The organism is Mesorhizobium sp. ISC11, from assembly GCF_037162595.1.
Classification (GTDB): domain Bacteria; phylum Pseudomonadota; class Alphaproteobacteria; order Rhizobiales; family Rhizobiaceae; genus Mesorhizobium; species Mesorhizobium ciceri.
In genome coordinates this window covers 4,656,939-4,681,754 of sequence record NZ_JAVSPW010000001.1, presented here as the reverse complement: position 1 = coordinate 4,681,754, position 24,816 = coordinate 4,656,939, and the positions used below count along the sequence as shown (strand labels likewise).

22 protein-coding genes are annotated in these 24,816 nt (G+C 62.2%); 15 read left to right on the top strand and 7 right to left on the bottom strand.

Going from position 1 to position 24,816, the window contains the following annotated elements; all coding sequences use genetic code 11:
- The first annotated feature begins 270 nt into the window (after nucleotides 1–270).
- From RPF88_RS22750 to RPF88_RS22730, 5 genes are all read left to right on the top strand, one after another.
- On the top strand, nucleotides 271–1,239 hold the full coding sequence (locus RPF88_RS22750) for a GlxA family transcriptional regulator (RefSeq protein ID WP_024504110.1): 969 nt from the start codon (nucleotides 271–273) through the stop codon (nucleotides 1,237–1,239).
- Nucleotides 1,240–1,384: 145 nt separating this feature from the next.
- A complete protein-coding gene (locus tag RPF88_RS22745) occupies nucleotides 1,385–2,689 on the top strand; it encodes a M24 family metallopeptidase (protein WP_337123255.1) in 1,305 nt (434 codons plus the stop codon).
- 103 nt (nucleotides 2,690–2,792) lie between these two features.
- Complete coding sequence (locus tag RPF88_RS22740) at nucleotides 2,793–3,473, top strand: isochorismatase family protein (protein ID WP_337123254.1); 681 nt, start codon at nucleotides 2,793–2,795, stop codon at nucleotides 3,471–3,473.
- Complete coding sequence (locus RPF88_RS22735) at nucleotides 3,470–4,420, top strand: alpha/beta hydrolase (RefSeq protein WP_337123253.1); 951 nt, start codon at nucleotides 3,470–3,472, stop codon at nucleotides 4,418–4,420. Before RPF88_RS22740 ends, RPF88_RS22735 begins: the two co-directional genes overlap by 4 nt.
- A 426-nt stretch (nucleotides 4,421–4,846) precedes the next feature.
- A complete protein-coding gene (locus RPF88_RS22730) occupies nucleotides 4,847–6,487 on the top strand; it encodes an ABC transporter substrate-binding protein (protein ID WP_337123252.1) in 1,641 nt (546 codons plus the stop codon).
- A gap of 515 nt (nucleotides 6,488–7,002) precedes the next feature.
- On the opposite strand, the gene RPF88_RS22725 is transcribed toward RPF88_RS22730, so the two are convergent.
- Complete coding sequence (locus tag RPF88_RS22725; RefSeq protein WP_224619046.1) at nucleotides 7,003–7,515, bottom strand: hypothetical protein; 513 nt, start codon at nucleotides 7,513–7,515, stop codon at nucleotides 7,003–7,005.
- Nucleotides 7,516–7,777: 262 nt separating this feature from the next.
- Here RPF88_RS22725 and RPF88_RS22720 point away from each other — a divergent pair, with 262 nt between their 5' ends.
- The gene (locus RPF88_RS22720) at nucleotides 7,778–9,325 is read left to right on the top strand and encodes an NACHT domain-containing protein (protein WP_337123251.1); all 1,548 of its coding nucleotides are present in this window, start codon (nucleotides 7,778–7,780) and stop codon (nucleotides 9,323–9,325) included.
- Nucleotides 9,326–9,414: 89 nt separating this feature from the next.
- Nucleotides 9,415–10,656, top strand: a complete 1,242-nt coding sequence (locus RPF88_RS22715) for a hypothetical protein (protein ID WP_337123250.1) — start codon at nucleotides 9,415–9,417, stop codon at nucleotides 10,654–10,656.
- A 3-nt stretch (nucleotides 10,657–10,659) separates the two neighbouring features.
- Here RPF88_RS22715 and lepA read toward each other — a convergent pair whose 3' ends face one another.
- The gene (lepA, locus tag RPF88_RS22710) at nucleotides 10,660–12,465 is read right to left on the bottom strand and encodes a translation elongation factor 4 (RefSeq protein ID WP_224619056.1); all 1,806 of its coding nucleotides are present in this window, start codon (nucleotides 12,463–12,465) and stop codon (nucleotides 10,660–10,662) included.
- A gap of 187 nt (nucleotides 12,466–12,652) precedes the next feature.
- On the opposite strand from lepA, the gene RPF88_RS22705 reads away from it, so the two are divergent.
- The 5 genes from RPF88_RS22705 to msrA all read left to right on the top strand — a co-directional run bounded on the left by RPF88_RS22705 (nucleotide 12,653) and on the right by msrA (nucleotide 16,449).
- The gene (locus RPF88_RS22705) at nucleotides 12,653–13,732 is read left to right on the top strand and encodes a TadE/TadG family type IV pilus assembly protein (RefSeq protein WP_224619059.1); all 1,080 of its coding nucleotides are present in this window, start codon (nucleotides 12,653–12,655) and stop codon (nucleotides 13,730–13,732) included.
- A 108-nt stretch (nucleotides 13,733–13,840) separates the two neighbouring features.
- Nucleotides 13,841–14,212, top strand: a complete 372-nt coding sequence (locus RPF88_RS22700; protein ID WP_063173440.1) for an endonuclease domain-containing protein — start codon at nucleotides 13,841–13,843, stop codon at nucleotides 14,210–14,212.
- Between the two features lie 272 nt (nucleotides 14,213–14,484).
- Nucleotides 14,485–15,183: a DUF1223 domain-containing protein gene (locus RPF88_RS22695; RefSeq protein WP_224619061.1), complete on the top strand. Its 699-nt coding sequence runs from the start codon at nucleotides 14,485–14,487 to the stop codon at nucleotides 15,181–15,183.
- Nucleotides 15,184–15,290: 107 nt separating this feature from the next.
- Nucleotides 15,291–15,569, top strand: a complete 279-nt coding sequence (locus RPF88_RS22690; protein WP_224619062.1) for a hypothetical protein — start codon at nucleotides 15,291–15,293, stop codon at nucleotides 15,567–15,569.
- 142 nt (nucleotides 15,570–15,711) lie between these two features.
- The gene (msrA, locus tag RPF88_RS22685; protein ID WP_337123249.1) at nucleotides 15,712–16,449 is read left to right on the top strand and encodes a peptide-methionine (S)-S-oxide reductase MsrA; all 738 of its coding nucleotides are present in this window, start codon (nucleotides 15,712–15,714) and stop codon (nucleotides 16,447–16,449) included.
- Between the two features lie 63 nt (nucleotides 16,450–16,512).
- On the opposite strand, the gene RPF88_RS22680 is transcribed toward msrA, so the two are convergent.
- The 3 genes from RPF88_RS22680 to RPF88_RS22670 form a co-directional block, all read right to left on the bottom strand.
- Nucleotides 16,513–17,013, bottom strand: a complete 501-nt coding sequence (locus RPF88_RS22680; RefSeq protein ID WP_063173443.1) for a hypothetical protein — start codon at nucleotides 17,011–17,013, stop codon at nucleotides 16,513–16,515.
- A 72-nt stretch (nucleotides 17,014–17,085) separates the two neighbouring features.
- Nucleotides 17,086–17,373, bottom strand: coding sequence for a hypothetical protein (locus tag RPF88_RS22675; RefSeq protein ID WP_082827512.1), 288 nt, complete (start codon nucleotides 17,371–17,373; stop codon nucleotides 17,086–17,088).
- Complete coding sequence (locus tag RPF88_RS22670) at nucleotides 17,351–17,671, bottom strand: DUF4242 domain-containing protein (RefSeq protein ID WP_337123248.1); 321 nt, start codon at nucleotides 17,669–17,671, stop codon at nucleotides 17,351–17,353. The genes RPF88_RS22675 and RPF88_RS22670 overlap by 23 nt, the downstream gene beginning before the upstream one ends.
- 165 nt (nucleotides 17,672–17,836) lie before the next feature.
- On the opposite strand from RPF88_RS22670, the gene RPF88_RS22665 reads away from it, so the two are divergent.
- The gene (locus tag RPF88_RS22665) at nucleotides 17,837–20,431 is read left to right on the top strand and encodes a helix-turn-helix transcriptional regulator (protein WP_442921285.1); all 2,595 of its coding nucleotides are present in this window, start codon (nucleotides 17,837–17,839) and stop codon (nucleotides 20,429–20,431) included.
- Nucleotides 20,432–20,486: 55 nt separating this feature from the next.
- On the opposite strand, the gene RPF88_RS22660 is transcribed toward RPF88_RS22665, so the two are convergent.
- Nucleotides 20,487–21,491 carry a cytochrome d ubiquinol oxidase subunit II gene (locus RPF88_RS22660; protein ID WP_013528683.1) on the bottom strand — a complete coding sequence of 335 codons (1,005 nt, stop codon included), beginning with the start codon at nucleotides 21,489–21,491 and terminating at the stop codon, nucleotides 20,487–20,489.
- A gap of 9 nt (nucleotides 21,492–21,500) precedes the next feature.
- The gene (locus tag RPF88_RS22655) at nucleotides 21,501–22,862 is read right to left on the bottom strand and encodes a cytochrome ubiquinol oxidase subunit I (protein WP_275953362.1); all 1,362 of its coding nucleotides are present in this window, start codon (nucleotides 22,860–22,862) and stop codon (nucleotides 21,501–21,503) included.
- Between the two features lie 261 nt (nucleotides 22,863–23,123).
- Between RPF88_RS22655 and RPF88_RS22650 the strand changes: the two genes are divergently transcribed.
- Nucleotides 23,124–24,050, top strand: a complete 927-nt coding sequence (locus tag RPF88_RS22650; RefSeq protein ID WP_063173835.1) for an ABC transporter ATP-binding protein — start codon at nucleotides 23,124–23,126, stop codon at nucleotides 24,048–24,050.
- Complete coding sequence (locus tag RPF88_RS22645) at nucleotides 24,047–24,808, top strand: ABC transporter permease (protein WP_013528680.1); 762 nt, start codon at nucleotides 24,047–24,049, stop codon at nucleotides 24,806–24,808. Before RPF88_RS22650 ends, RPF88_RS22645 begins: the two co-directional genes overlap by 4 nt.
- Nucleotides 24,809–24,816 lie beyond the last annotated feature (8 nt).

The following is a 24,816-nucleotide window of genomic DNA, read 5'->3' as shown; positions in this document are numbered from 1 at the left end:
TCCCTCCGGAGGGGAGAGAGGTGGCTCGGCGAAGCCGAGACGGAGTGGGGAAGGCGTTCGCAGACGCGCAGTCGCCGCAAGACAGGCACAATCTGACGAGCAAGAGACCTCAGGCGCGCGGCGAGGGTCGACCCCCACTCCGTCGAGCTTCGCTCGACACCTCTCCCCCGATCGACGGGGGAGAGGAAGGGCAAGGGGCGGCGCCGACGTCTCATGATGATGGACCGGCCAATTGACCCCGAACCCCATCTGCCCGAAATGTAGCGCCCCATGGCCACGCGCGAACCACCCAAGCCCACTGAACCCCTCACTTTCGCCGTGCTGGTGTTCCCAGGTTTTCCGATGATGGCGTTCAGCTCGGTCATCGAGCCGCTGCGCGCCGCCAATGTCCTGGCGAAACGGCAATGCTATCGCTGGATCATCGTCGGCGGCACGAAAGGTGCGGTCGAGGCGTCGAACGGCGTCGTCATCCAGCCGGGCTTTTACGCCGAGGATGCGCCGAAGGTCGACCGCATCGTCGTCTGCTCGGGCGGCGATGCCGATCACCTCGTCGCCGAGGACGCTGCACACTGGATCCGCAAGAGCCTGCGCAATGGCGCCCATATCGGTGCGGTGGCGGATGCCGCGTTCTTCCTGGCGCGCGCCGGCCTGCTCGACGGCCATGCCTGCACCTTGCACTGGACCAGCCAGGCCGCCTTCACCGAAGCCTTCCCCAACATCGAGCTCAGGCGCGACCTCTATGTCATCGACCGCAAGCGCTTCACCTCGGCCGGCGGTGTCGGCAGCCTCGACATGATGCTGGAGATCATCACCCGCGACTACGGCGCCGAGCTTGCCGCCGGCGTCGCCGAATGGTTCGTGCACAGCCAGCTGCGCTCCAGCATCGACCGCAAGATGATGCCGCTGCGCCTGCGCACCGGCGTCCAGAACGAGCTGGTGCTGTCGGCCATCGCCATCATGGAAGACGCGGTCGAGGAACGGCTCGGCATGGCCGAGCTGACCGCGAAGCTCGGCGTGTCCTCAGACAAGCTCGAGCGCTCCTTCCGCTCCGAACTCGCCATCTCGCCCAATGGCTATTACCGGCGCCTGAGGCTCAAACGCGCCGCTGACCTGCTGGCGCACTCGACGCTCGCCGTGCGCGACGTGGCGCTGGCGTGTGGGTTTGCCTCGATGTCGAGTTTTGCCCGGGCGTTTCGCGAGGAGCATGGGCACCCGCCGAAACTGGCGAGACGGCATTAGGTTTGGCGCTCGCTGACGCTGTGAGAGGTTAGCGCATCTCTTGTTAGGCCAGCGGCATCCCGCACAACACATGCGGTTTTCCGCACAATCCATCCGCCTCGCCTGCGCCATGCTGCGACCTCGCAACCCAGCCAAGGCCGAGCCCATGAGCATCGTCGTTTTCGACCCCGACAGCACCGAGGACGTGGACTTCAAGGACCGCATGCGCCACCCCGCGGCGGCCGATCCGGCCGGCGGCATGTGGCTGTCGGACACCGAACCGTCCTTCATCGATGCCGACGCCTTGCGCAAAAGCCGGCTGGCCAAGCTGCGCGGTTGGATGCGCGAGGCCGGCTATGGCGGCGTGGTGCTGTTCGATCCGTACAACCAGCGCTACGCCACCGGCTCGCGCAACATGTTCGGCTATTTCCTGCGCAACTCGACCCGCTATTTCTTTATCCCGACCGACGGGCCGATCGTGCTGTTCGAATATCCGCAGAGCTATCATGTCTCCATGGTGCTCGACACGATCGACGAGGCGCGGCCTTCCAAGTTGGTCTGGTCGTCGGTCTCGGGCCGCGACGACGAGACCGCAGGTCCGTTCGCCGACGAGATCGCCGAGCTTTTGAAAAAGCATGGCGGCGGCTCGATGAAGCTCGGCCTCGACCGCTGCAGCCATCTGCAGGCGCTGGCGCTGGAAAAGCGCGGCTGTGAGGTCAGGGATTGCCAGGGCGAGATTTTGGCGGTGCGCGCGGTGAAGACGCCGGAGGAAGTGAAATGCCTGCAGGTGTCGATGGCCGGCGCCGAGGCTGCCGTCTATGCGGTGCGTGAGGCGATCAAGCCTGGCGTTTCCGAAAACGACCTGTTCGCCATCATGTATGGCGAGGTCATCCGCCAGGGCGGCGAGTTCATCGAGACGCGGCTGCTGACATCAGGCCAGCGCACCAACCCCTGGTTCAACGAGGCCAGCGGCCGCAAGATCCGCCCCGGCGAACTCTTGGCGCTCGATACCGACACCATCGGCTGCTACGGCTATTATTCGGATTTCTCGCGCACCTTCCGCTGCGGGCCAGGCAAGCCGACCCCTTACCAGAAGTCGCTCTACCGCATGGCGCATGACCAGGTTCAGCACAACATTTCGATCGTCAAGCCCGGCATGGCCTTCCGCGAGATCGCCGAGCAGGCGTGGAAGATCCCCGACCGTTTCGTCGACCAGCGCTACACCTCGGTCATGCACGGCGTCGGCATGCATGGCGAGACACCGTTCATCGCGCACGCCATGGATTACGAGACCTATGGCCGCGACGGCCATATCGTGCCAGGCATGGTGGTGAGCGTCGAAAGCTATATCGGCGAAAAGGGCGGCCGCGAGGGCGTCAAGCTGGAGGACGAGATCCTGATCACCGAGACGGGCACGGAGTTGCTGTCGCGCTTTCCTTATGAGGACGAGTTTCTGGAGACACAGGTTTGATACGGGCAACCAATGAGCGCCTCGTTGCCTGGCGCCCCCCTCTGTCCCGCCGGCATACGGAAGGGTCTTTGACTGCCTCGCCCATGCATCACGCAGGCGACGCATGAAAACCCCCATCTCCATCAAGCGCGGCACCGTGGCCGCGATCTTCATCGACCTGCAGGAAGAGCACCGGCAGGACCCGCGTTATCTGGTTGAAGGCTTCAGCAGCATCCTCGCCAACGTCCAGCGCCTGCAGGCGGCGGCGCGGCAGAACCATGTGCCGCTCTACCACTGGGCCTACATCGTCGATCTCGACAGCCAGGACCGCCCGTTTCATCCGCTCGGCGAGGACGGCAAGTCGGCCTTTTCCGACAAGAGCGATCCGCTGACCGAAATCTGCCGTGAGGTGGCGCCGGCCAAGGGCGAGGCGCTGCTGATCAAGGCCGAGGCCAGCGCCTTCCGCACCGGGCCGGCGGCGGGCGACATCAAGTCGGCCGGCATCGAATGGTTGGTCATATCAGGCGTCTGGACCGAGGCCTGCATCGACGCGTCGGTCAAGGATGCGGTGGCAAAAGGCTTTCGCGTGCTGCTGGTCAAGGATGCCTGCGGCAGCGGCAGCGCGGCCATGCACCAGACCGGGATCCTCAACCTCGCCAACCGGCTCTATGGCGGCGCCGTCACCGACACCGACGGCGCCTGCCGGCTGCTGGCCGGCGAAACCGTCACCGTCTGGCAGGTCGAGGGCTCGGTGCCGCTGCGCTTCTCCTTCGACAACGCGGCCGCGCTCTACGCCGACCTATGACGACGCGCGGCCCCTACGAAACACGGCTCGACCCGGCCCTTTGGGCCTATATCGACGCCGTCAACGCCTGGTATCCGCCCGAAATCATCGGCCTGCCGATCGACAAGCAGCGCGCCGTCTATAACAGGATGAGCCGGGCTTTCCACCAGGGCCGCCCGGCTGGCGTCAAGGCCAGCGACGGCCTGATCGCCGCCGCCAGCCGCGACATCCCGGTCCGGCGCTACCGGCTCGAGGGCAACGCCGCCAAGGCGATGGTGATCTACTACCACGGCGGCGGCTTCATCCTCGGCGGGTTGGAAAGCCATGACGACATCTGCGCCGAGCTCTGCGCCGGCACAGGTTTCGACGTGCTGTCGGTCGATTACCGGCTGGCGCCGGAGCATCTTCATCCCGCCGCCTTCGACGATGCGGTGGCCGCCTTCGAATGGGCAGCGGCGAGATCAGGCCTGCCGCTGGTGCTGTGCGGCGAAAGCGCCGGCGGCAATCTGGCCGCGGCGGTGGCGCAGGCGACGCGCCGGCACGCCAGCGCTGCCATTGGCCAGGTGCTGATCTACCCCGAGCTCGGCGGCGACGAGGGCGCCGGCTCCTACATCGAACACGCCGACGCGCCGCTGCTGTCGGTGGCCGACGTCGCCTTCTACCGCGACGTCCGCTCGGCCAGGCGCCAATCGCTGGACGATCCGACTTTTGCGCCGCTGCGCGACAAGGATTTCACCGGCCTGCCGCCGACGGTGATCGTCACCGCCGAATGCGACCCGCTGTCCTCGGATGGCGAGACCTACCGCGACCGCATTGTGGCCGCCGGCGGCAAGGCGTGGTGGCACGAAGAGCCGAGGCTGGTGCACAGCTTCCTGCGCGCCCGCACCACGGTGCCGGCGGCGGCGGAAGCGTTTGCGCGGATCGTCGGCGCGGTTGCAGCGCTGGGCAGGGGTGAGTGGCCGTATTGAACATAGCGAAGGCCCCCTCATCCGGCCGCTTCGCGGCCACCTTCTCCCCGCTGGGGAGAAGAGGGAAGCGCCGGCGCTGCAAGTCTCCTCTCCCCTCGGGGAGAGGTCAGCCGAGCGAAGCGGAGGCTGGGTGAGGGGGCTTCGTAGAGCGGTCCCCTCTCCGTCTCGGCTTCGCCGAGCCACCTCTCCCACTTTCGTGGGGCGAGGAACCCAAGCCTCCCCGCGGAACCCCGCACAATCACTGCGGAAAAGCGAACACTCCGCAGCGTCACCCCGCTCTATCATTCCCCCTCAGGCAACGGCGCCCCGGCGGTCGCGTCCGCCCCCGCGCCTGTCGATCGGCCGGGGCGATTTTTCTGTGCATGCCATTGTCCCAAAACCGCTGGGCACCTTTGGGCGGCATGCATCAACAACAGGGGAACGACGATGAAATTCATGCTGACCGACCGCAAACTCCACCCGCAGGCCAAACCCGTGGCCGACGATTTCAGGACCGGCGGCATCAACCGCCGCGAATATCTGGCGCTGATGGCCGGCCTCGGCGTCAGCGCCGCCGGGGCGCTGGCGCTGGGCGGACTTGGCACCATCCCTGCCCGCGCGGGGGAACCCAAGAAGGGCGGCGTCCTGCGCGTCGCCATGAACGTCAAGGGTTTCAAGGACCCGCGCACCTTCGACGGCGTCGAGATGTCGAATGTCGCGCGCCACTGCAACGAATATCTGGTGCGCTGGAACACCGACTTCTCCTTCGAGCCCTGGCTGCTCGAAAGCTGGGAGGCGAGCGACGACGCCAGGACGCTGACCCTGCATGTGCGCAAGGGCATCTCGTGGTCGAACGGCGATGCCTTCAACGCCGACGATGTCATTCACAACCTCACCCGCTGGTGCGATGCCTCGGTGCCCGGCAATTCGGTCGCTGCGCGCATGGGCGCGCTGGTCAATGCCGACACCAAGAAGGTCGTCGATGGCGGCATCGAAAAGGTCGACGACTTCACCATCAAGCTGAACCTGCCGAAGCCCGACATCTCGCTGATCGCCGGCATGGCCGACTATCCCGCACTGATCATGCACCGCTCCTATGAGGGCGACGGCGATCCCCTGAAGGCGCTTGCCATCACCACCGGCCCCTGCGAGCTGGTAAGCTGGGATGCCGAGACGGGTGCGGAGGTGAAGCGCAAGGAAAAGCCCTGGTGGAAGGGCGAATTCCATCTCGACGGCATCAAATGGGTCGACTACGGCTCCGACCCCAACGCCATGCTCTCGGCCTTCGAATCCGGCGAGATCGACACCGACCACGAGACCGCTTCCGATGCCGTCTCGCAGACCGAGACGATGGGGCTGATGAATTCCGAGATCGCCACCGGTTCGACCATCGTCGCCCGCTTCAATGTCGCCAACGCTCCCTATGACGACGTCAAGGTGCGCCGCGCCGCCCAGCTCGCCGTCGACAATGCCGCCGTGCTGGCGCTCGGCCTCGGCGGCCGCGGCAAGCCCGCCGACAACCATCATGTCGGCCCCATGCACCCCGAATATGCCGATATCGGCCCGGCGAAGCGTGACGTCGAGCAGTCGAAGAAGCTGTTGGCCGAGGCCGGCAAATCAGACCACGAGTTCGAGCTCATCTCCGTCGATGTCGAATGGCAAAAGAGCACCGGCGACGCCATCGGCGCGCAGATGCGCGAGGCCGGCCTGAAGATCAAGCGCACCGTGCTGCCGGCCGCCACCTTCTGGAACGACTGGAGCAAATACCCCTTCTCCTGCACCGAATGGCTCGGCCGCCCGCTCGGCGTCCAGGTGCTGGCGCTGGCGTATAAATCCGGCGCCGCCTGGAACGAAAGCGCCTATGCCAATCCCGAGTTCGACACGCTGCTCGACAAGGCACTGGCGACACCCGACGCCAAGGCGCGCAAGGAGATCATGGGCAAGATCGAGCAGAATCTGCGCGATTCAGGCATCATCATCCAACCCTACTGGCGCTCGGTCTACCGGACCTATCGCAAGGGCGTGGAGGGTTGCGAACAGCACCAGGCGCTGGAGCAGCATTTCGAGAAGGTGTGGATTGAGAGTTGAGAGGCGGTCCGCGCTAGCGGACGTAAAGCCAATTGCTTGGCTTTACGAGCCTCGAACGCTCTGAGCCTGCGAAGGGCCGGGCGACGGTGATGCGCCGGCATTTCTAACCTTCTCCCCTTGTGGGAGAAGGTGGATTGCCGCGCAGCGGCAAGACGGATGAGGGGTGTTCCAGCTTGGCGATACGCCAACAGTAAACGCCCTGAACCAGAGCAGAACCTTCACCGCCTCACTCCGTCACGCACCCCTCATCCGTCTCGGCGCTGCGCGCCGATCCACCTTCTCCCACAAGGGGAGAAGGTCAGAAGCGTCAGCGCCCCTTCAAGTGCGGCGCTGGCCGGTGGATCGCTGCGATCATCTGCGGGTGGAAAATGGCCGGCGCGAATGCCGGTGAGGCAGTTGCCTGAGCCCGCGCCGGCCATTGGCGACCTGATAAGGGTCCGCCGCCCGGAGTTTTTACCGCCCCGCTGATGCCCGATCAACCAGGCCGGACGTTTGGTACGGAAGCGGACAAAAGCTCACCGCTCCGCCCTCAGCAGCGCCCAGATCCAGCCAACAAAGGTCAGCACCAGGAACGGATAGCCGGCGGCGGGCAGCGGCGCCGAGGTCGGCAGCAAGGGCGCGCCCCAGAGGATCATGCAAGCCGAGACGACAAACAGCACGGCGGCCACGAGCGCGGTGAGCCGCATCCACAGGGCGAAAGTCTTCGGCGCGCTGACCATGACCAGTGCCGCCGCCCACAGCGAGATGCCGCCGACATAGGAGGGCACGCTGGCCTCCAGCCCCGCCGCATTGCCGGCCAGCAGCAGGGTCTCGCCGGCGAGGAAGGTTAGGAACCCGGCAGCTACGCAGTCATTGCCGAGCCGCTGGTATTTCATGGTCAGCAGCGCGGTGGCGAACACCAGTGCCGCGCCGTCGATCGTCCAGAGTGTTTCGCGCAGCGGCGCGCTGGCGACGAAGGTGCCGGCAAGGCCGAAGGCACCGCCGATGGCGAGGGCGATCGCGGCGACGGTGTCCGATGTGGTGCGCATGTGGTGTCTCTCCAAGCTGCAAGAAAGACGCTCCCGTGCCGGGCATTCAAAGAGCGGTCCCGCGCCGCGTGCCATTTTCTGGCGGATTGATGTGGAAGAAAGCATTACTTTGCCAAGCTGAATATCACGATCGTATCTGGCTTCGACGTCAAGCGATGTACTTCCGAGGGAGAACGCCACGTCAAATTTGACGATTGGAATCGACCATTCTACAGGTGTTATGCGGCGACAAATGTATTGTCGTTTTTTGGTTGGGGGGACGATGACCGGGATATTGGAAGCTATTTCAGTTGGTGTTGTTGCAAACACGACCAAAGCGCTGGCGGCGCGCATCTACTCGTACTTGGCGGCCGATATCGCGCGGAACTTCCAAATTCGCTCGGCCATATTGCGAAAATCCTTTGAAAAGAAATCTCTAAATGACGTCATTGGTGACGCCGTTCACGTTGGTTTTGCTCAGTCAGGACTTTTGAACGGTATCTCCGAGCCAGCCATCAAAACTGTTATTGCCTCACCTGTAATTCTCTCGCACGCTCTCGATGGTATCCGTCTTCAGAAGGCGGGAGGTAAGATCTGGGACATTATTGGCACCATCTATATTACGTCTGGAGGTCAACAGAACGACGCAGATGATTTTGTCGCTGCCCTTGGAGCAGCTCTTGAGGCAGTTGTTGCTTCTCTCATCGAAAAGAAAGTCATATTAGATTCAGAGAACACTGTCCAGCAAAAGCGGCGAGAAGACAGGTTCCGTCGAACCGAGTCGGCATTAACGAATCTAAATTTCGGAAATGATTTAACTCACCCGGAGAACTTTTCAGTTTCCCTACTCGGAATTGCTACCTGTAGCGAGACCGACAGCTATGTCTTCCACACCATCGCATCCAACGTGGAGCGTCTAGTGGACGAGATAGATGTACATGGTGCATTTGGAGATATTCATAGAGTCTCATTGGACGACGTGTTCGTTGACTTATCATTGCAAAGATACGCGGTAGGCCGCGAACGCATCCAGGGCAGCTTTAGATTCGAGAATCTTGCTGGACATGCGATCTGGAGTGAACCATCGGACGAAATCTCCGGATGGTCGGGCCTTACGAAAGTAGCGCAGCGACGCGTTCTCCTCGGAAACCCAGGAGGAGGGAAGAGTACACATTCTAAGAAGGTGTGCTTAGAAATTTCACGAGCGGCACAGAAAGGTGGGATTGTTCTACCATTCTTTCTCCAGCTTAGATCTTATGCTGCAGCGCGTAGCCGCCAATCTAGTATTAGCATAATAGAATATATCTATACAATAGCTCACGAATATGTGCCCGATGTGGAGCAGGACGAGTTATTGAAGATAATCAACTACCTTCTCTCCGTAGGAAGGTGCTTCGTGGTCTTCGACGGGCTTGACGAAGTGTTGAGCGGGTCAAGTCGCCTCGAGATAGCAAAGCTGGTGAACGCGTTTTGTGACCGATATCCACTTTCTTCATTTTTGGTCACTTCACGCATTGTGGGCTACGAGACGGCCCCTTTGAAAGGATTTGACCATTTTATTGTTAGAAAACTTGATGACAAACAGATAGGTGAAATTTTTACCAAAGTTTCTATCTCTGTTCTCGGAAAAGCAAAAGAACGCGTTGATCGTGAACGGGCGACCTTCATGTCAGATGCGAAGAAAAAGGCAGACGAGTTAATTTCAAATCCGCTATTGCTAACACTTATAACAATAATACACGCAAGACGAAAGGAAATTCCCGATAATCGCGCAGATCTATATGCAACATGCGCTGACCTGTTGTTTGAGCGCTGGGATAGCTTTTGCTGATGCACATCTCAGCATTGTTGTACGAGGACCCCGCTTATGGAGGAAACATAAATAGGTCGGATTTACTGAAAGTCTCCAAGAGGTTCTTCTTGAGTGACTACACGGACAACGCCCAGGGAAAGGCCTCCGAAGCAGCTGTTAAATTGGTCGATCACCTGACAGGTAGAGCTTGGATACTTCATGAGGTCGGGGATGAGGTGTTCGAATTTACGCACCGCACTTTTTTGGAATTCTTCTATGCCCAATCGTTGGACGCGCGATTTGAGGTAACAGAAGCGCTGCTCGATGATCTTTTGCCTTATATCCGCGAGGGCCAACGCACGCTGCCTGCGCATCTATCCCTTCAGATGCGAGCGCGCGATAAACGTGCTGTGTCGGATCGCATCGCTCGGCATCTCACAGAAGCCAAGAAGAATGTGAATGTATTGCGGTTTTGTTCTGACACTCTGGAATATCTAACTCCAAATGGAGAAGCGCTCATAAATTATGTGCGGCATCTGACGAGTCTCGCGATGAAGTTGGGAGACGACATGTCTCTCTTGCACATCGTTGGTACGGAAAACCCTCTAAGGAATGTTATTTTTTCCGCGTTTGCCGATGAATTCATTAAAACCAAAAATGTGGAACAGCTAGCCGGATTCTCGCCGGTACTTGATGGATTAGCTCGTATTTCAGGTTACTCAACCAAGGCGCTGCCCCAAGAGCTTTTGCCGTCCATGGCGAAAATCTCCGATGCGTTTCGTTCTTGGCAGATAAGATCGCCGTTCGTTCTGCGATGGATCTTTGATTGCACAGCCGATCCCGACTGGGATCTCGCACGATCATTCAATCTGCGCCTGTGGACGAGTAAATGGACAAAGAACCGCAACGAGGGAGCATTGTTTGACGGTGTTCGGATGCTTTCGGAGGTCGCATCTCATGCTGATGGATGGCCACTCGAAACGTTGCCGTACGCAAAGTTAGCATATGCTGTAGCAGAAAGTTCGTTTGCAAATGCAGGAAAGTACGAGCTAATAGTAAATTACAACAATGTTCGAGGGCTGGGGGTGGAAACCCACACAAAAGGCATTCGCCTAGAAGAAATGAATGACGATGCTATAAGTGCGGCTCTGTTTGCAGCAATGTTTCTTGTTGAGACGAGAGAAATATACGGATTTGTAGACAAGACGTCGGAAGTTAAACAAAGTGAGAGTTTTTTTAGTCTAGTTGGGCGCAAGGAGGGTTATAAATTTTGCCAATTCGTGCGACTTTGGCTCAACTCAGAGGCTTCACTCTTTGGGGGAGGCAGAGGAAAGGATGTAAGAGATCGAGTAGTCGCTCAATTGCAATAGTAATCAATCCCCCATCTTCAGCGCCTGGATAAACGCCTCCTGCGGGATATCCACCTTGCCGAACTGCCGCATCCGCTTCTTGCCTTCTTTCTGCTTGTCCAGCAGCTTGCGTTTGCGCGAGACGTCGCCGCCGTAGCATTTGGCGGTGACGTCCTTGCGCAGCGCCGAGATGGTTTCGCGGGCGATGACCTTGCCGCCGATGGCGGCCTGGATCGGGATCTTGAACAGGTGGTGCGGGATCAGCTCCTTCAGCTTCTCGCACATCTGCCTTCCGCGCTTTTCCGCCGCCGTGCGGTGCACCAGCATGGAGAGCGCGTCGACCGGCTCCTCATTGACCAGGATCGACATCTTCACCAGGTCGCCCTCCCGGTAGTCGGTCAGGTGATAGTCGAACGAGGCGTAGCCCTTGGAGATCGACTTCAGCCGGTCGTAGAAATCGAAGACGACCTCGTTGAGCGGCAGATCGTAGATCAGCATGGCGCGCTTGCCGACATAGGACAGGTCGGCCTGGATGCCGCGCCGGTCCTGGCAGAGTTTCAATATGCCGCCGAGATAGTCGTCGGGGGTCAATATGGTGGCGCGGATCCACGGCTCCTCGATCGCCGAGATCTTGACCACGTCCGGCATGTCGGCCGGGTTGTGCAGTTCCTTCATCGAGCCGTCGGTCAGAGCCAGCCGGTAGACGACGCTGGGCGCCGTAGCGATCAGGTCGAGGTTGAACTCGCGCTCCAGCCGCTCCTGGATGATTTCCAGATGTAAGAGGCCAAGGAAGCCGCAGCGATAGCCGAAGCCGAGCGCCGCGCTGGTTTCCATTTCAAAAGAGAAGCTGGCGTCGTTGAGGCGCAATTTGCCGACTGCGGCGCGCAGATCCTCGAAATCGGCGGCGTCGACCGGGAACAGGCCGCAGAACACCACAGGCTGCGCCGGCTTGAAGCCGGGCAGCGCCTTGGCGGTGGCGCGCTTGTCCTCGGTGATGGTGTCGCCGACGCGGGTGTCGGCCACTTCCTTGATCGAGCCGGTGAAGAAGCCGAACTCGCCGGGGCCGAGCTCCTCGACATTGATGCGCGCCGGCGTGAACACGCCGGTGCGCTCGACCAGATATTTGGCGCCGGTGCCCATCATGCGGATGGTCTGGCCCTTCTTCAGCACGCCGTCGATGACGCGCACCAGCACGATGACGCCGAGATAGGCGTCGTACCAGCTGTCGACCAGCATCGCCTTCAGGGGCGCCGTGGCGTCGCCTTCGCGCGGCGGCGGCAATTGGTGGACGATGGCCTCCAGGACGTCCGGAATGCCAAGGCCGGTCTTGGCCGAGATCAGCACGGCGTTGGAGGCGTCGATGCCGATCACCTCCTCGACCTGCTCGCGGATGCGCTCGGGCTCGGCGGCCGGCAGGTCGACCTTGTTCAGCACCACGACGATCTCGTGGTTGTTGTCGATCGCCTGGTAGACATTGGCCAGCGTCTGCGCCTCGACGCCCTGGGAGGCGTCGACGACCAGCAGCGAACCCTCGCAGGCGGCCAGCGACCGTGACACTTCATAGGCGAAGTCGACATGTCCGGGCGTGTCGATCAAATTGAGGATATAGTCCTCGCCATTGTTGGCGCGGTATTTCAGCCGCACCGTCTGCGCCTTGATGGTGATGCCGCGCTCGCGCTCGATGTCCATCGAGTCCAGCACCTGCTCCTTCATGTCGCGCAGCTCCAGCCCGCCGGTCAGCTGGATCAGCCTGTCGGCAAGCGTGGATTTGCCATGGTCGATATGGGCGACGATGGAGAAATTGCGGATGTGGTCGAGGGGCGTGCTCATGGCGCGCGTTTAGCAGGGGTGGCTTGCCCGAGCAAGCTGTGCGCCTTTGCCGGAGCAGGCAGCACGGGCACCTGTCGCTTTTTTCGCGCTTTTCGCGAAAAATCTATAAATTTTAACCAAGCCCGTTAGAGCATAATTTGCGAACGGGATGTTAGCGGAGGGAAATATCTGATGTAAGGACGAAGGCATGCGGGGGCTTGCAGGCAGTTTTATCGAGTCGCGGAGCGGCTCGTTCGCACCGATACTCATTCTTGCCATGATACCGTTGATCACCGCGATCGGCTTTTCCGTCGACTACACCTCCGCTGTCCAGACCAGGTCGACCGAGCAGGCGGCACTCGACGCCGCGATCCTGTCGATCACCACGATGGATACGGCCTCGACGAAGCCGCAGCGCCAGGTGGTGCTCCAGGATACCTACAGAGAAAACGGCGGACGGGGCGCAGCGACCCTGAACAGCTTCGACGTCAGCGCCAACGGCACCGCCACCGCGCAGGCCTCGGCAAGTTTCGCCATGCCGACCGTGTTCATGCAGATCGCCAGGATTCCTTCGGTGGCAGTCGGCGTTACGTCGGCGGTGAACAAGGCGCCGGCTTTGGTGGAGGCCACCTTCAAGGTCACCGGCGTGTCGGGCTACTGGAACAAGAAAATGACGCTCTACGGCACGATGTTCGGCGCCGCAGCGGGCAAGCCGCTGATGACGATCGACTATGCCTATGGCAAGACTGGCGATCCGAAAGGCTACGGCACCACGACCGTCAGCGTTCTCACCACCGATTCAGCCGGCAAGACGGTCACCACGGTGGCCCAGAAGCAGGTCTGCAAGCTCGTCGATTCCAGCACGCCCGCTGGCGCGGTGATCCTGACCGACGGGTTCCAGACGAAATATTACTGCGTCGATACGATGTATCCCGCCGATGGCGCCGGCGCGCAGATCAATGTCAGCCAGATGGCCGGCCTCTATCTGCAGATGGATGTGCCATCGGGCAACCCAAGCAAGCTCATGTCGAACGATCCGACCACGTCCAACAGGCTCTACAGCGGCCTCAAATCGGACCAGACGGGCGCTATCGACTACAACGAGATGGCGACCGGCCAGATCGTTGATATCTTCGGCCTCGTGCCTTGCGGCGCGACAGCCTACCAGGCCTGGGAAGACGGCGGCAACAAGGTCCCGGCGCCCGTCAGCAACGCCGACTTCTTCTACAACGTGACCGGCAAATGCGACTTCAACAAGCGGCCCAACAACACGCGGCTGACGCAGTAGATGCTGCTCCTCTTGCCTTCTCCCCTTGCGGGAGAAGGTGGATCGGCGCGTAGCGCCGAGACGGATGAGGGGTGCTGGACGGAGCGCAATAGCCGGCTAATCTAAGCCATGCCGCATCAACCTGTCCCGCCAGCCAAACGAAGCTTCGCCCGTTCGCTCCGGTGTGTAATGACGGAAGCGGAAGACCGGCTGTGGCATGAACTGCGCGACCGCAGGCTCGACCGGATAAAATTTCGGCGCCAGGTTCCCATTGGAAAGTACATTGCTGATTTCGTCTGCTTCGAAGCACGCTTGGTCGTCGAGATCGATGGCAGCCAGCATGCGGAGTTGGAGTCTGACAGCGTCCGCAAAACTCACCTGGAAGAGAAAGGCTTTCGCATTCTGCGCTTTTGGAACGATGACGTTCTGAAAGACATGAACGCCGTTTGCGATACCATCATCGCCTATGTACGGGATACCAGCCTACAGCCTTGGCGGTAGGGGCGCGTTCTTCCCTTCTCCCCCTGTGGGAGAAGGTGGATCGGCGCGTAGCGCCGAGACGGATGAGGGGTGTTCTAGCGGAGTGAGACGTTGGCTTTCCCTGGAACACCCCTCATCCGTCGCCTGCGGCGACACCTTCTCCCACAGGGGGAGAAGGGAAGAACGCCTGCGGCCCGATCACAAACCGGTGAGCGCTGTAACGAAGGCGCCGACAGCGGCGAAGTGGGGATATCTGCGGTGCTTCCAGGCGCCGCCGCCCACGGAGCAAGCCGATGTCAGGGTCCAGCACGTTCATCAAAATGTCCAGCCTCTCGGCGATTGCGCTGGCAGCGTCGCTCGGTGCGGCCGCCGCCCAGCCGCTCAGCGTGGTCGAGCTGTTCACCAGCCAGGGCTGCTCGTCCTGCCCGCCGGCCAACGCCAATCTGATCAAGGTCAAGGACCAGCCGGGCGTACTGGCGCTGTCGTTCAACGTCACCTATTGGGACTATCTCGGCTGGAAGGATATCTTCGGAAAACAGGAATTCACCCAGCGCCAGGTCAGCTACGAGCCGGCGCTCGGCCATGACGGGCCGTTCACGCCGCAAGTGGTGGTCAACGGCCATGCCGATGTCGTCGGTGCCGCACCCGGCGAAATCGAAAAGCTGATTGCGGCGAGCGGCCGGGCAAGCGGCCCGGCATTGTCGCTCGATGGCGGCAGGATCAGCATCGGCGCCGGCGCCGCACCTGGCGGCCGCGCCGATGTCTGGCTGGTGCGCTATGCCAAGGGCGTCGTCGAGGTGCCTGTGGCGCGCGGCGAAAACACCGGCCGCACCTTGCCGCACGCCAATGTCGTGCATGCGCTGAAAAAACTCGGCAGCTGGACCGGCGCGGCCGCGACGTATCCGCTGCCCGCCGCATCCGGCGGCCTGAGCACCGTCGTGCTCGTGCAGTCGCCCGGTGGCGGACCGATCCTGGCTGCTGCGACCGACTAGATCGCGCTTCGACAAGAAATTGCGCAACGCCGCATGGAGCGGCGCCGCATAGCACGGCCGTCAAGAGGACGCGCCTTCAACGACCGACCAACCCCAAGGAGACCATCATGACCACTTCCCGCCTGACGCTGCCGGCGCTCGCTCTCGCTCTGTGCTCGACGGCGCTGTTTGCCGGCGGCATCGCCCGTGCCGACGACGCGACCAATGCGATGAAGCCGGCTGCAAATGCCATGAAACCGGCCGCGGATGCGATGAAGCCGGCCGCAGACGCCATGAAACCTGCAACGGGTGCGATGAAGCCTGCCGACCCGATGGCCACCAATTCCATGAAGCCGGCGGCTGACGCCATGAAGCCGGCAACGGATGCGATGGCTCCGGCCAAGTAAAGGCGGTGCTGTTTCCGGCTTCGGTCCCGCGGGTCCGAAGCCGGATGCACGTGAAAGTGAGGCTTCGGCCGCAACTCGCCCGTCGCATGATCGTATCTTATCCAATAGACTCCACATGATGGACGTCACAGGAGCTCAAGCCATGACCGACATTCAAAAACCAGTCATCAGACAATCGTCGAACGTCTTCCGCAGCGCGCTCGCCGCCCTTGCGCTGGCCGCAGCGGGCGCCGCGTTCTGCCTGACGCCGGCGGTTTCGGCCGAGGACGCGGTGAAGATCCCGCCGCCGGCACTCGACGAGAAGGCGGCCACCGGCACTGAAAAGGCAGTCTTCGCCGGCGGTTGTTTCTGGGGCGTGCAGGGCGTGTTCCAGCACGTCAAGGGCGTCACCAGGGCCGTCTCCGGCTACACCGGCGGCGACAAGGACACCGCCGTCTACGAGACGGTCGGCTCAGGCCGTACCGGGCATGCCGAATCCGTCGAGATCACCTACGATCCGTCGAAGGTGACCTACGGCCAGCTGCTGCAGGTCTATTTCTCGGTCGCCCACAACCCGACCCAGCTGAATTTCCAGGGTCCGGACTCCGGCACGCAGTACCGCTCGACGATCTTCGCCGAAAACGATGCACAAAAGAAGATCGCGCAAAGCTACATCGCCCAGCTCGACCAGGCCAAGGTGTTCCCGGAGCCGATCGTCACCACGCTGGAAACCGGCAAGACCTTCTATCCGGCCGAGAACTATCATCAGGATTTCCTGACGCTGAACCCGACCTATCCCTACATCGTCTACAACGACCTGCCCAAGGTGGCGAACCTGAAGGCGCTGTTCCCGGCGCTCTATAGCGAGAAGCCGGTGCTGGTGCTGGCGGCAAGCAACTGAGAACGCGCAAATCTCCCCCTCGCGGGGGGAGATTTGCGCACTCAGCCGCCCCGCCCCTGCCGGCTACATGGCCTTCATCGCGTCACACGACACAGTCGGGTTCATGTCGGCGAAGGTACCGGCCGGGTTCTTCTTCCAGGCCCAGACATGCAGTTCATAGAACGGGCCTAGACCGTAGCGGTTGGGCGCGCTGTCGAAATTGAACAGCTGCCCTTCCAGCGAAGCCGGACCTTTCGAGGTGATGTACTCGACGGCCACCAGCCTCAGCTTGCCGTTTGCCATCGGCTCGTACATCACCGCCTCGGGCTTGGCGAGTTCGACCGCATCGTCCTTCAGATAACCGGCATTGACATAGTGGATGCCCATGGCGCCGCCGGTGATGCCGCTGGCGCAAGGGATCGGCGCATAGCCCTCGGCCGTCGCCATCGCCACGTTCTCGAAGCGGCTGTTGGCTGCCCGCACCTTCTCGTCCAGCGCGCCAGCGTTGTGAGCATTGGCCGCCGTGGCCGCGATCGACAGGATCGACAGGTTGATGAGGTGTTTGGTCCACAGATGGATGTTCATGTTCTCTCCTCCTTGTTGATGGCGCGCGGGAGCAGCCGCTCCCGCTGCGACGTCGGATCTCGGCTGCACGCATCATTGGTACCGGGTGAAGTCCCAGTAGTGCGGCAGACCCTCGAGCTCCGGCAGGCCGATGTCGCGTCTCAGATAATCGTCCTGCGGAGGCAATCGACGCCGACTCTTGCGCAATGGCGCGAACAGCAGCGAGGCCAGCCGCCAGAAAGCCCGGCCCGGTAACGGGTCTCGTCCGACGGGTCTCGACGCCGCCGACGGCCCGCTGAACGATTCGTCAGGCACGCTGCCGTCGCCGCGAAGGGCAGTTTGATGCTCATCGATCGGGTCAACGGTAAAAGTAAGGGTCAAGAACCCGCACCTCCGTGATCTTGTCGACAGGCAGCGCGTTTTTCTGGGCCGTGCTGCGGATCGCTTCCGGCGAAGGCGCGTCATAGATGCAGAAGCTCTGCTTCTTGTCGGGCGAGACGAAGGACTGCACCCAAGTCACGCCTTTCTCCGCGTTGCGCATGATGACGCCGCCCAGCGCATCGGCGCCGGCATCGTTCACCGGCACGCTGAGGCCGTTGGGAAATGTACGTTCAACCACATAGCGAGGCATATCAGGTTCCTTTGCTGTTTCACGCCCGGTTTTGAGCGCGGAGGACATTGATCACACTCGCCAGGGGCGCGCATCGGAACCTTTCCCTATGTTTCGTGGGACGATTCCCCATGTTAACGGCGTTCACTGCTGGAGCCACAAAGCCGATACCGGGCCGCGCTATCCTGCCTGACGAAAGCGGGGTGCGGCAGCGACCCGGATCACGAAAAGCGGATGATCATGCTTCTGGAACGGCAGACACAGCTGGAGCAGCTGGACGGACTTCTCGCCGAAGCCGCGCGTGGTCGCGGCAGCGTGGTGGCGTTGTCGGGCGAGGCCGGCGCCGGCAAGACCGCACTGGTCGAGGCCTTCGTCGCCGGCGCGGCCAAGGCTACGCGCATCTTGCGCAGCGCCTGCGAGGACCTGTCGATCCCCGACCCGCTCGGACCGCTCTATGACCTCGCCCGCGAGGCGCAATGGGCGATGCCCCAGGCGATCGACGCCAGGCAGGGTCAGCGGCTGCCACTGTTCTCCGGTGCCCTCGACGTGTTCGAGACAAGGACCCAGCCGACGCTTCTGGTAATCGAGGATCTGCATTGGGCGGACGACGCGACGCTCGATTTCGTCCGCTTTCTTGGCCGGCGCATCGCCAACACCCACATCCTGGTCCTGTTGACGGCGCGCACCGACCGCAGCGAAGGACAGGCGCGTGTGCGCCGGGCGCTGGGTGAAATTCCGTCGGGCAACGTTGCCCGTATCGACGTGCCGCTGTTGAGCGAGGCGGCCGTCCTGTCGCTCGCCAGCGCTGCCGGCCGCGATGGCGACGCCATCTACCGGGTCACCGCCGGCAATGCCTTCTTCGTCACCGAGCTCCTGTGCGCCGACAATGAGATGACGCCGCCGGCCAGCGTGCGGGACGCCGTTGTGGCGCGGGCCGAACGGCTGTCCGCCGGTGCCCGCTCGATGCTCGACGCGGTGTCGGTGTTTCCCAGGCGGGCCGATGCTTGGGCTCTGCAGGGCCTGTGCGGCGTTGCCAGCGCCGGACAGCTGGCGGAATGTGTGTCGAATGGGCTGCTCGACGATCTGGGCGATGGCTATGCCTTCCGCCATGAAATCGCACGCCGCGCCATCGAGATGATGCTGACGACAAGTTACAGGAGACTGTTCAACCAGCGCGCGCTGTCGGCGCTGCTTGAAAATGGCGGCGTCGCCACCGCACGCCTGGTCCATCACGCCGTGGAAGCGCACAATTTCGAGGCGGTGCGCGAATTCGCGCCGATCGCCGCGCGCGAGGCTTCGCGTGTCGGCGCCCATCGCGACGCCGCCGGCTACTATGAGGTCGCCTTGCGGCAGGCCGACACCTTGCCCGTGGAAGAACGCGCCGGACTTTACGAGCAGTATGCCTTCGAGTGTCACTTGATCGCCCGCATTGACGAGGCCATCAAGGCGCAGGAACAAGCCCGCGCGTTGCAAAAGGCGCTTGGCAACACGCTGAAGGAAGGCGACAGCCTCAGGTGGCTATCGCGCTTCGCCTATCTGTTGGGCGACCGCCCGGCAGCCGACCTGTTCGGCGCCCAGGCGGTCGCGTTGCTGGAGGCAGTTCCCGCCAGTGCCGAACTTGCGATGGCCTATTCGAACCTTTCGCAGCTGGCGATGCTGTCCGAAAGGCTCGACGAGACCCTGTCGCTGGGCGGCAGGGCGATCGAGCTTGCCGAGCAGCTGGGCCGGCAGGATGTCGTTTGTCACGCGCTCAACAATGTCGGCGCCGCCGAGCAGTGGCTGGATCTGGCCCGCAGCCGGCTGCATCTCGCCCGCAGCCTCGAAATCGCGCTGGAGCAGAATTTTCAGGAGCACGCCGCGCGTGCCTTCACCAATTGCGCCTGTGGCGAGATCAACCAATTGGGCTACAGCCAGGCTCAATCCTTCCTCGATCGCGGCATCGACTATTGCGTCGAGAACGATCTGGCGACTTGGCGTGACTATATGCGTGGGGTTCGGGCACAGTTGTTGTTGCGTCAGGGATACTGGAACGAAGCTGCCGCCGAGGCTCTGGATGTCATAAGCAATGACCAGGCGACGGCGCTGGTCCGCTATCCCGCTTTGGTGGCCCTGGTGAAACTGCGTCTTCGGCGCGGAGATCCTTCGGCCGAGCCGCTGCTGGCGGAAATGAATCGGTTCCTGGAAAGGGGAGCCGAATTGCAGCGGCTGTTGCCGTACGCCGCCATCGTCGCCGAGCAGGCATGGCTCGGCGAGGCGGAAATCGCCGAGGCGCTGCGGCTGATCGACCTTGCCGAGACCCTGTCGCCGACGCGGGCCATGTTTGCCGAACTGGCCAGCTGGCGCCAGATCCTCTCCGCCGGTAGCGACGCGGGGGATACGGCCGGCATGGCCGCGCCGTACCGAATGCTCCTGGCTGGCGACTGGCAAGGGGCGGCCGCGGTCTGGGCGGATCTCAACGCACCTTATGAACGTGCGCTCGCGCTCGCCCAGGGCGATGAGCCGGCGCAGCGTGCGGCACTCGAGATATTCGAGACCCTTGGAGCCAAGCCGGTTGCGAGCCATGTGCGCGAAATCATGCGGCGCAACGGCGTCATTCGCATCGCCCGGGGGCCGCGCCAGACCACGCGCGCCAACAGCGCCGGCCTGACCCAACGCCAGATGGAAGTGCTGCAACTGATCGAGCGCGGCTTCTCCAACAAGCGGATCGCAGAGCATCTGACCATTTCACCAAAAACCGTCGATCACCATGTCTCCGCGGTTCTGGGTAAGCTGGATGCCATCTCGCGTGGCGAGGCCACAGCTGCCGCGCGCGATTCCGGGCTGATCTGAAAGCAGCCCTTCCTGAGAAAGCCCATGGCGCTTTGCGTCAAAGAGATGGAGCGGATCAATCGTAGGTCAGGTCGGTCGCCTTGCCGCCGAACACCCGGTAGGCATAGAAGGAATAGAAGATGATGATCGGCAGCACCACCACGGTGCCGGCCAGGATGATGGCCAGGCTTTCCGGTGCCGAGGCTGCCTGCCAGATGGTCAGGCGATCCGGCACCACGAACGGGTAGAACGACCAGGCGAGGCCGGCAAAGCCAAGCGCGAAGATGGCCGCCAGCGTCAGGAACGGCGTCAGTGAATGGCGGTCGTCGGGCTTCGGCAGATGGAAGGTCTGCCGCCACAGCCACAGAAACAGCAGCGCCGACAGGATCGGCAGCGGCGACAGATAGAGCATCTCCGGCCAGACGAACCATTTGTCGAAGATGCGCGGGCTGGCGAAGGGCGTCGCCAGCGACACTGCCGCCATGCCGAGCGCGGTCAGCACCAGCGTCGTGCGCAGCCAGCGCACCGCCTTCTTCTGCAATTCGCCTTCAGTCTTGTAGATCACCCAGGCGGCGCCCATCGCCGCGTAGGCGGCGGCAAGGCAGAACGCCACCAGCACGCCGAACGCCATGCCGCCGAGGCCGACATCGAGGCCGAGCACATAGACACCCAGCATGTAGCCCTGCGCCAGCGAGGCGATGAGCGAACCCAGGAAGAAAATACGGTTCCAGCGATGCTTCCGGCCAGCTGGCACCTTGGCGCGGAAATCGAAGGCAACGCCGCGCAGGATCAGCCCGAGCAAAAGCACGAAGACCGGAATGTAGAGCGCCGTCAGGATGACGCCATGCGCCAGCGGGAAGGCGACCAGCAGCAAGCCGACGGCCAGCACGAGCCAGGTTTCGTTGGCGTCCCAGAACGGGCCGATCGCGGCGATCATCGTATCCTGTTCGGCGTCTTCGGCGGCGGCGAACAGGATGCCGATGCCGAGATCGAAACCGTCGAGAATGACGTAGATCAGGATGGCGAGGCCCATCAGGCCGGCGAAGATGAGGGGAAGCGCGGTTGGCCAGTCGAAGCTCATCTTCTTCTCCTACTCGCCAGCCGCCGGCTGTGACATGGCGGCGTTCATGACGCCCGGCAGCGGCGATGAATCGCCGTCCTTCGCCGCCTTCAGCGCCAGGTGCACCAGCACGCCGAGATAGGCGATCAGCAAAAGCACATAGAGAACGAGGTAGATCGCCAGCGTCAGCGCGACATGGCTGCCCGCCACCGGGCCGACCGCGTCTGCCGTTTTCAGCACGCCCGTCACCAGCCAGGGCTGGCGGCCGATTTCGGTGGTGTACCAGCCGGCCAGCGTTGCCAGCCAGCCCGACAGCGCCATCGGTACCATCAGCATGGCGAGCGGCTTCGGCAGGCTGTGCCGGCGCTTGAGGAAGAAGGCGGCCGACCACGAGACGAGCAGCATCAATATGCCTGTGCCGACCATCACGCGGAAACCCCAGAACACCGGAAAGACCGGCGGATGGTTGCCGGGATAATCGTTCAGTCCCGGCACGACACCGCTGGTCGAGTGCCGCAGCACCAGGCTGGCGCCGTCGGGAATGGCGATCTCGAATTTGTTTTCCTTCGCGGCCTCGTCGGGAAGCGCAAAAAGCACCAGCGGCACGTTGGGGCCGGTGTTCCAGTTGGCTTCCATGGCGGCGATCTTCTGCGGCTGGTGCTCCAGCGTGTTCAGCCCATGCTGGTCGCCGGCGAAGATCTGGATCGGGATCAGGATCGCGGCCGTGAAGACGCCGGTGCGCAGCGCCTTCCACATCGATTCCGAACGGTCGCCGGTGAGATAGCGCAGCGCCGACAGGCCAGCGATCAGGAACGACACCGTCAGCCCGGACGCCAGCAGCATGTGGGTCAGCCTGTAGGGCATCGACGGGTTGAAGATGATTGCCCACCAGTCGACCGCGTGCGCCACGCCGTCGCGCATCTCGAAGCCGGCCGGCGTCTGCATCCAGGAATTGAGCGCGATGATCCAGAACGCCGAGACGGTGGTGCCGCCGGCGACAAGCACCGTCGCCAGCGTGTGGATGCGGTTGGAAACGCGGCGGAAGCCGAACAGCATGATGCCGAGGAAGGCCGCTTCGAGGAAGAAGGCGGTGAGGATCTCGTAGGCCAGCAGCGGCCCGGCGATGTTGCCGACCTTTTCCATGTAGCCCGGCCAGTTGGTGCCGAACTGGAAGCTCATGGTGACGCCCGAAACCACGCCCATGGCAAAGGACAGCGCGAACACCTTCACCCAGGTGAAATAGGCGCGCATCCAGGCGGAATCGTTGGTCGCGTTGTAGCGCAGCTTGAAGAACAGCAGCACCCAACCCAGCGCAATGGTGATCGTCGGAAATAGAATGTGGAATGAAATATTCGCGCCGAACTGGATACGCGAAAGTATGAGCGGGTCCATGATGGGCTCCGGCTGCTGCAAATACTCGCGAAGAATAGGCCCGAAGCGAGTTCAGGTCAAAGCGGCGTCCTGCCGCGAGGCTGAACGCCACAGGACAATTTTCCCGGTTGCATGCCGCGCAACTCCGGGCCTGTGCGCCGCACCTGCAATGGCCGGCCGGCAACGATTGTCGAGAACTGTCAGCAGGGCATTGACTTGCGGTTGCAAGCACCGACATTCGGCCTATATCAGGGGACCTCTTTCAAGCAGCCGTTTTCATCCATGCCTTCCATCCTGTCCATTTCCGGGGTCTCCAAGACCTACGCCACCGGTTTTACCGCGCTCAAGGAAGTCAATCTCGACATTCAGCGCGGCGAAATCTTCGCGCTGCTTGGGCCCAATGGCGCCGGCAAGACGACGCTGATCTCGATCGTCTGCGGCATCGTCAACCGCTCGTCGGGCACCGTCACCGTCGACGGCCACGACATCAACAAGGATTATCGCGCCGCGCGCGGTCTGATCGGGCTTGTGCCGCAGGAACTGACCATCGATGCCTTCGAGAGCGTCTGGGCGACGGTCAATTACAGCCGTGGCCTGTTCGGCAAGCCGGCCAACCACGGCTTTGTCGAGAAGGTGCTGCGCGATCTCTCACTGTGGGAAAAGAAGGACGCCAAGGCGATCACCCTGTCGGGCGGCATGAAGCGCCGGCTGATGATCGCCAAGGCGCTGTCGCATGAGCCGCGCATCCTGTTCCTCGACGAGCCGACCGCCGGCGTCGATGTCGAGCTGCGCCAGGACATGTGGGCGATGGTGCGCCGGCTGCGCGAGGACGGCGTCACCATCATCCTCACCACGCACTATATCGAGGAAGCCGAAGCGATGGCCGACCGCGTCGGCGTCATCAACCGCGGCGAGATCATCCTGGTCGAGAACAAGGCCGAACTGATGCGCAAGCTCGGCCGCAAGCGGCTGGTACTGGAACTGCGCAATCCGCTGACGGCCATTCCCGAGGCGCTCTCGCGCTATGCGCTGGAATTGTCGCCCGATGGCGGGCAGCTGACCTACACCTATGACAACCAGGCCGAGCGGCCCGGCGTCGCCTCGTTGATGCGCGATCTCGAGGCCGGCGGCATCCAGTTCCGCGATATCGACACGCAAAACTCTTCGCTCGAGGAGATCTTCGTCAATCTGGTGAGGAGGGAGCCATGAACCTTCGCGCAGTATGGGCGATCTACCGGATGGAAATGGCACGTGCTTTCCGCACCGTGCTGCAGAGCATCGTCTCGCCGGTCATCTCGACGTCGCTGTATTTCGTCGTCTTCGGCTCGGCCATCGGCTCGCGCATCACCGAGATCGACGGCATCAGCTATGGCGCCTTCATCGTGCCGGGTCTGATCATGCTGTCGCTGTTGACGCAGTCGATCTCCAACGCCTCCTTTGCCATCTATTTCCCGAAATTCGTCGGCTCGATCTACGAGCTTCTGTCGGCGCCGGTCTCCTATCTGGAGATCGTCATCGCCTATGTCGGCGGTGCCGCGACCAAGTCGATCATCCTCGGCCTGATCATCCTGGCCACCGCCTCGCTGTTCGTGCCGCTCACCATCCTGCATCCGTTCTGGATGCTCGCCTTCCTGGTGCTGACGGCGGTGACCTTCAGCCTGTTCGGCTTCATCATCGGCATCTGGGCGAAGAGTTTCGAGCAGCTGCAACTGGTTCCGCTGCTGATCATCACGCCGCTGACCTTCCTCGGTGGCAGCTTCTATTCGATCAACATGCTGCCCGAGGTCTGGCGCACGATCACGCTGTTCAACCCGGTCGTCTATCTGATCAGCGGTTTCCGCTGGAGCTTCTACGGCAAGTCCGACGTCTCGGTCGGCGTCAGCCTCGGCATGACGGTCGTCTTCCTGCTGATCTGTATAACGATCGTCGCCTGGATCTTCAGGACAGGGTATCGGTTGAGGAATTGACGGCAGAA

Coding starts and splice junctions, on each gene's coding strand:
- RPF88_RS22750 (WP_024504110.1), top strand. CDS start 271: ATGGCCACGCGCGAACCACCCAAGCCCACTGAACCCCTCACTTTCGCC.
- RPF88_RS22745 (WP_337123255.1), top strand. CDS start 1,385: ATGAGCATCGTCGTTTTCGACCCCGACAGCACCGAGGACGTGGACTTC.
- RPF88_RS22740 (WP_337123254.1), top strand. CDS start 2,793: ATGAAAACCCCCATCTCCATCAAGCGCGGCACCGTGGCCGCGATCTTC.
- RPF88_RS22735 (WP_337123253.1), top strand. CDS start 3,470: ATGACGACGCGCGGCCCCTACGAAACACGGCTCGACCCGGCCCTTTGG.
- RPF88_RS22730 (WP_337123252.1), top strand. CDS start 4,847: ATGAAATTCATGCTGACCGACCGCAAACTCCACCCGCAGGCCAAACCC.
- RPF88_RS22725 (WP_224619046.1), bottom strand. CDS start 7,515: ATGCGCACCACATCGGACACCGTCGCCGCGATCGCCCTCGCCATCGGC.
- RPF88_RS22720 (WP_337123251.1), top strand. CDS start 7,778: ATGACCGGGATATTGGAAGCTATTTCAGTTGGTGTTGTTGCAAACACG.
- lepA (WP_224619056.1), bottom strand. CDS start 12,465: ATGAGCACGCCCCTCGACCACATCCGCAATTTCTCCATCGTCGCCCAT.
- RPF88_RS22705 (WP_224619059.1), top strand. CDS start 12,653: ATGCGGGGGCTTGCAGGCAGTTTTATCGAGTCGCGGAGCGGCTCGTTC.
- RPF88_RS22700 (WP_063173440.1), top strand. CDS start 13,841: ATGCCGCATCAACCTGTCCCGCCAGCCAAACGAAGCTTCGCCCGTTCG.
- RPF88_RS22695 (WP_224619061.1), top strand. CDS start 14,485: ATGTCAGGGTCCAGCACGTTCATCAAAATGTCCAGCCTCTCGGCGATT.
- RPF88_RS22690 (WP_224619062.1), top strand. CDS start 15,291: ATGACCACTTCCCGCCTGACGCTGCCGGCGCTCGCTCTCGCTCTGTGC.
- msrA (WP_337123249.1), top strand. CDS start 15,712: ATGACCGACATTCAAAAACCAGTCATCAGACAATCGTCGAACGTCTTC.
- RPF88_RS22680 (WP_063173443.1), bottom strand. CDS start 17,013: ATGAACATCCATCTGTGGACCAAACACCTCATCAACCTGTCGATCCTG.
- RPF88_RS22670 (WP_337123248.1), bottom strand. CDS start 17,671: ATGTCCTCCGCGCTCAAAACCGGGCGTGAAACAGCAAAGGAACCTGAT.
- RPF88_RS22665 (WP_442921285.1), top strand. CDS start 17,837: ATGATCATGCTTCTGGAACGGCAGACACAGCTGGAGCAGCTGGACGGA.
- RPF88_RS22660 (WP_013528683.1), bottom strand. CDS start 21,491: ATGAGCTTCGACTGGCCAACCGCGCTTCCCCTCATCTTCGCCGGCCTG.
- RPF88_RS22655 (WP_275953362.1), bottom strand. CDS start 22,862: ATGGACCCGCTCATACTTTCGCGTATCCAGTTCGGCGCGAATATTTCA.
- RPF88_RS22650 (WP_063173835.1), top strand. CDS start 23,124: ATGCCTTCCATCCTGTCCATTTCCGGGGTCTCCAAGACCTACGCCACC.
- RPF88_RS22645 (WP_013528680.1), top strand. CDS start 24,047: ATGAACCTTCGCGCAGTATGGGCGATCTACCGGATGGAAATGGCACGT.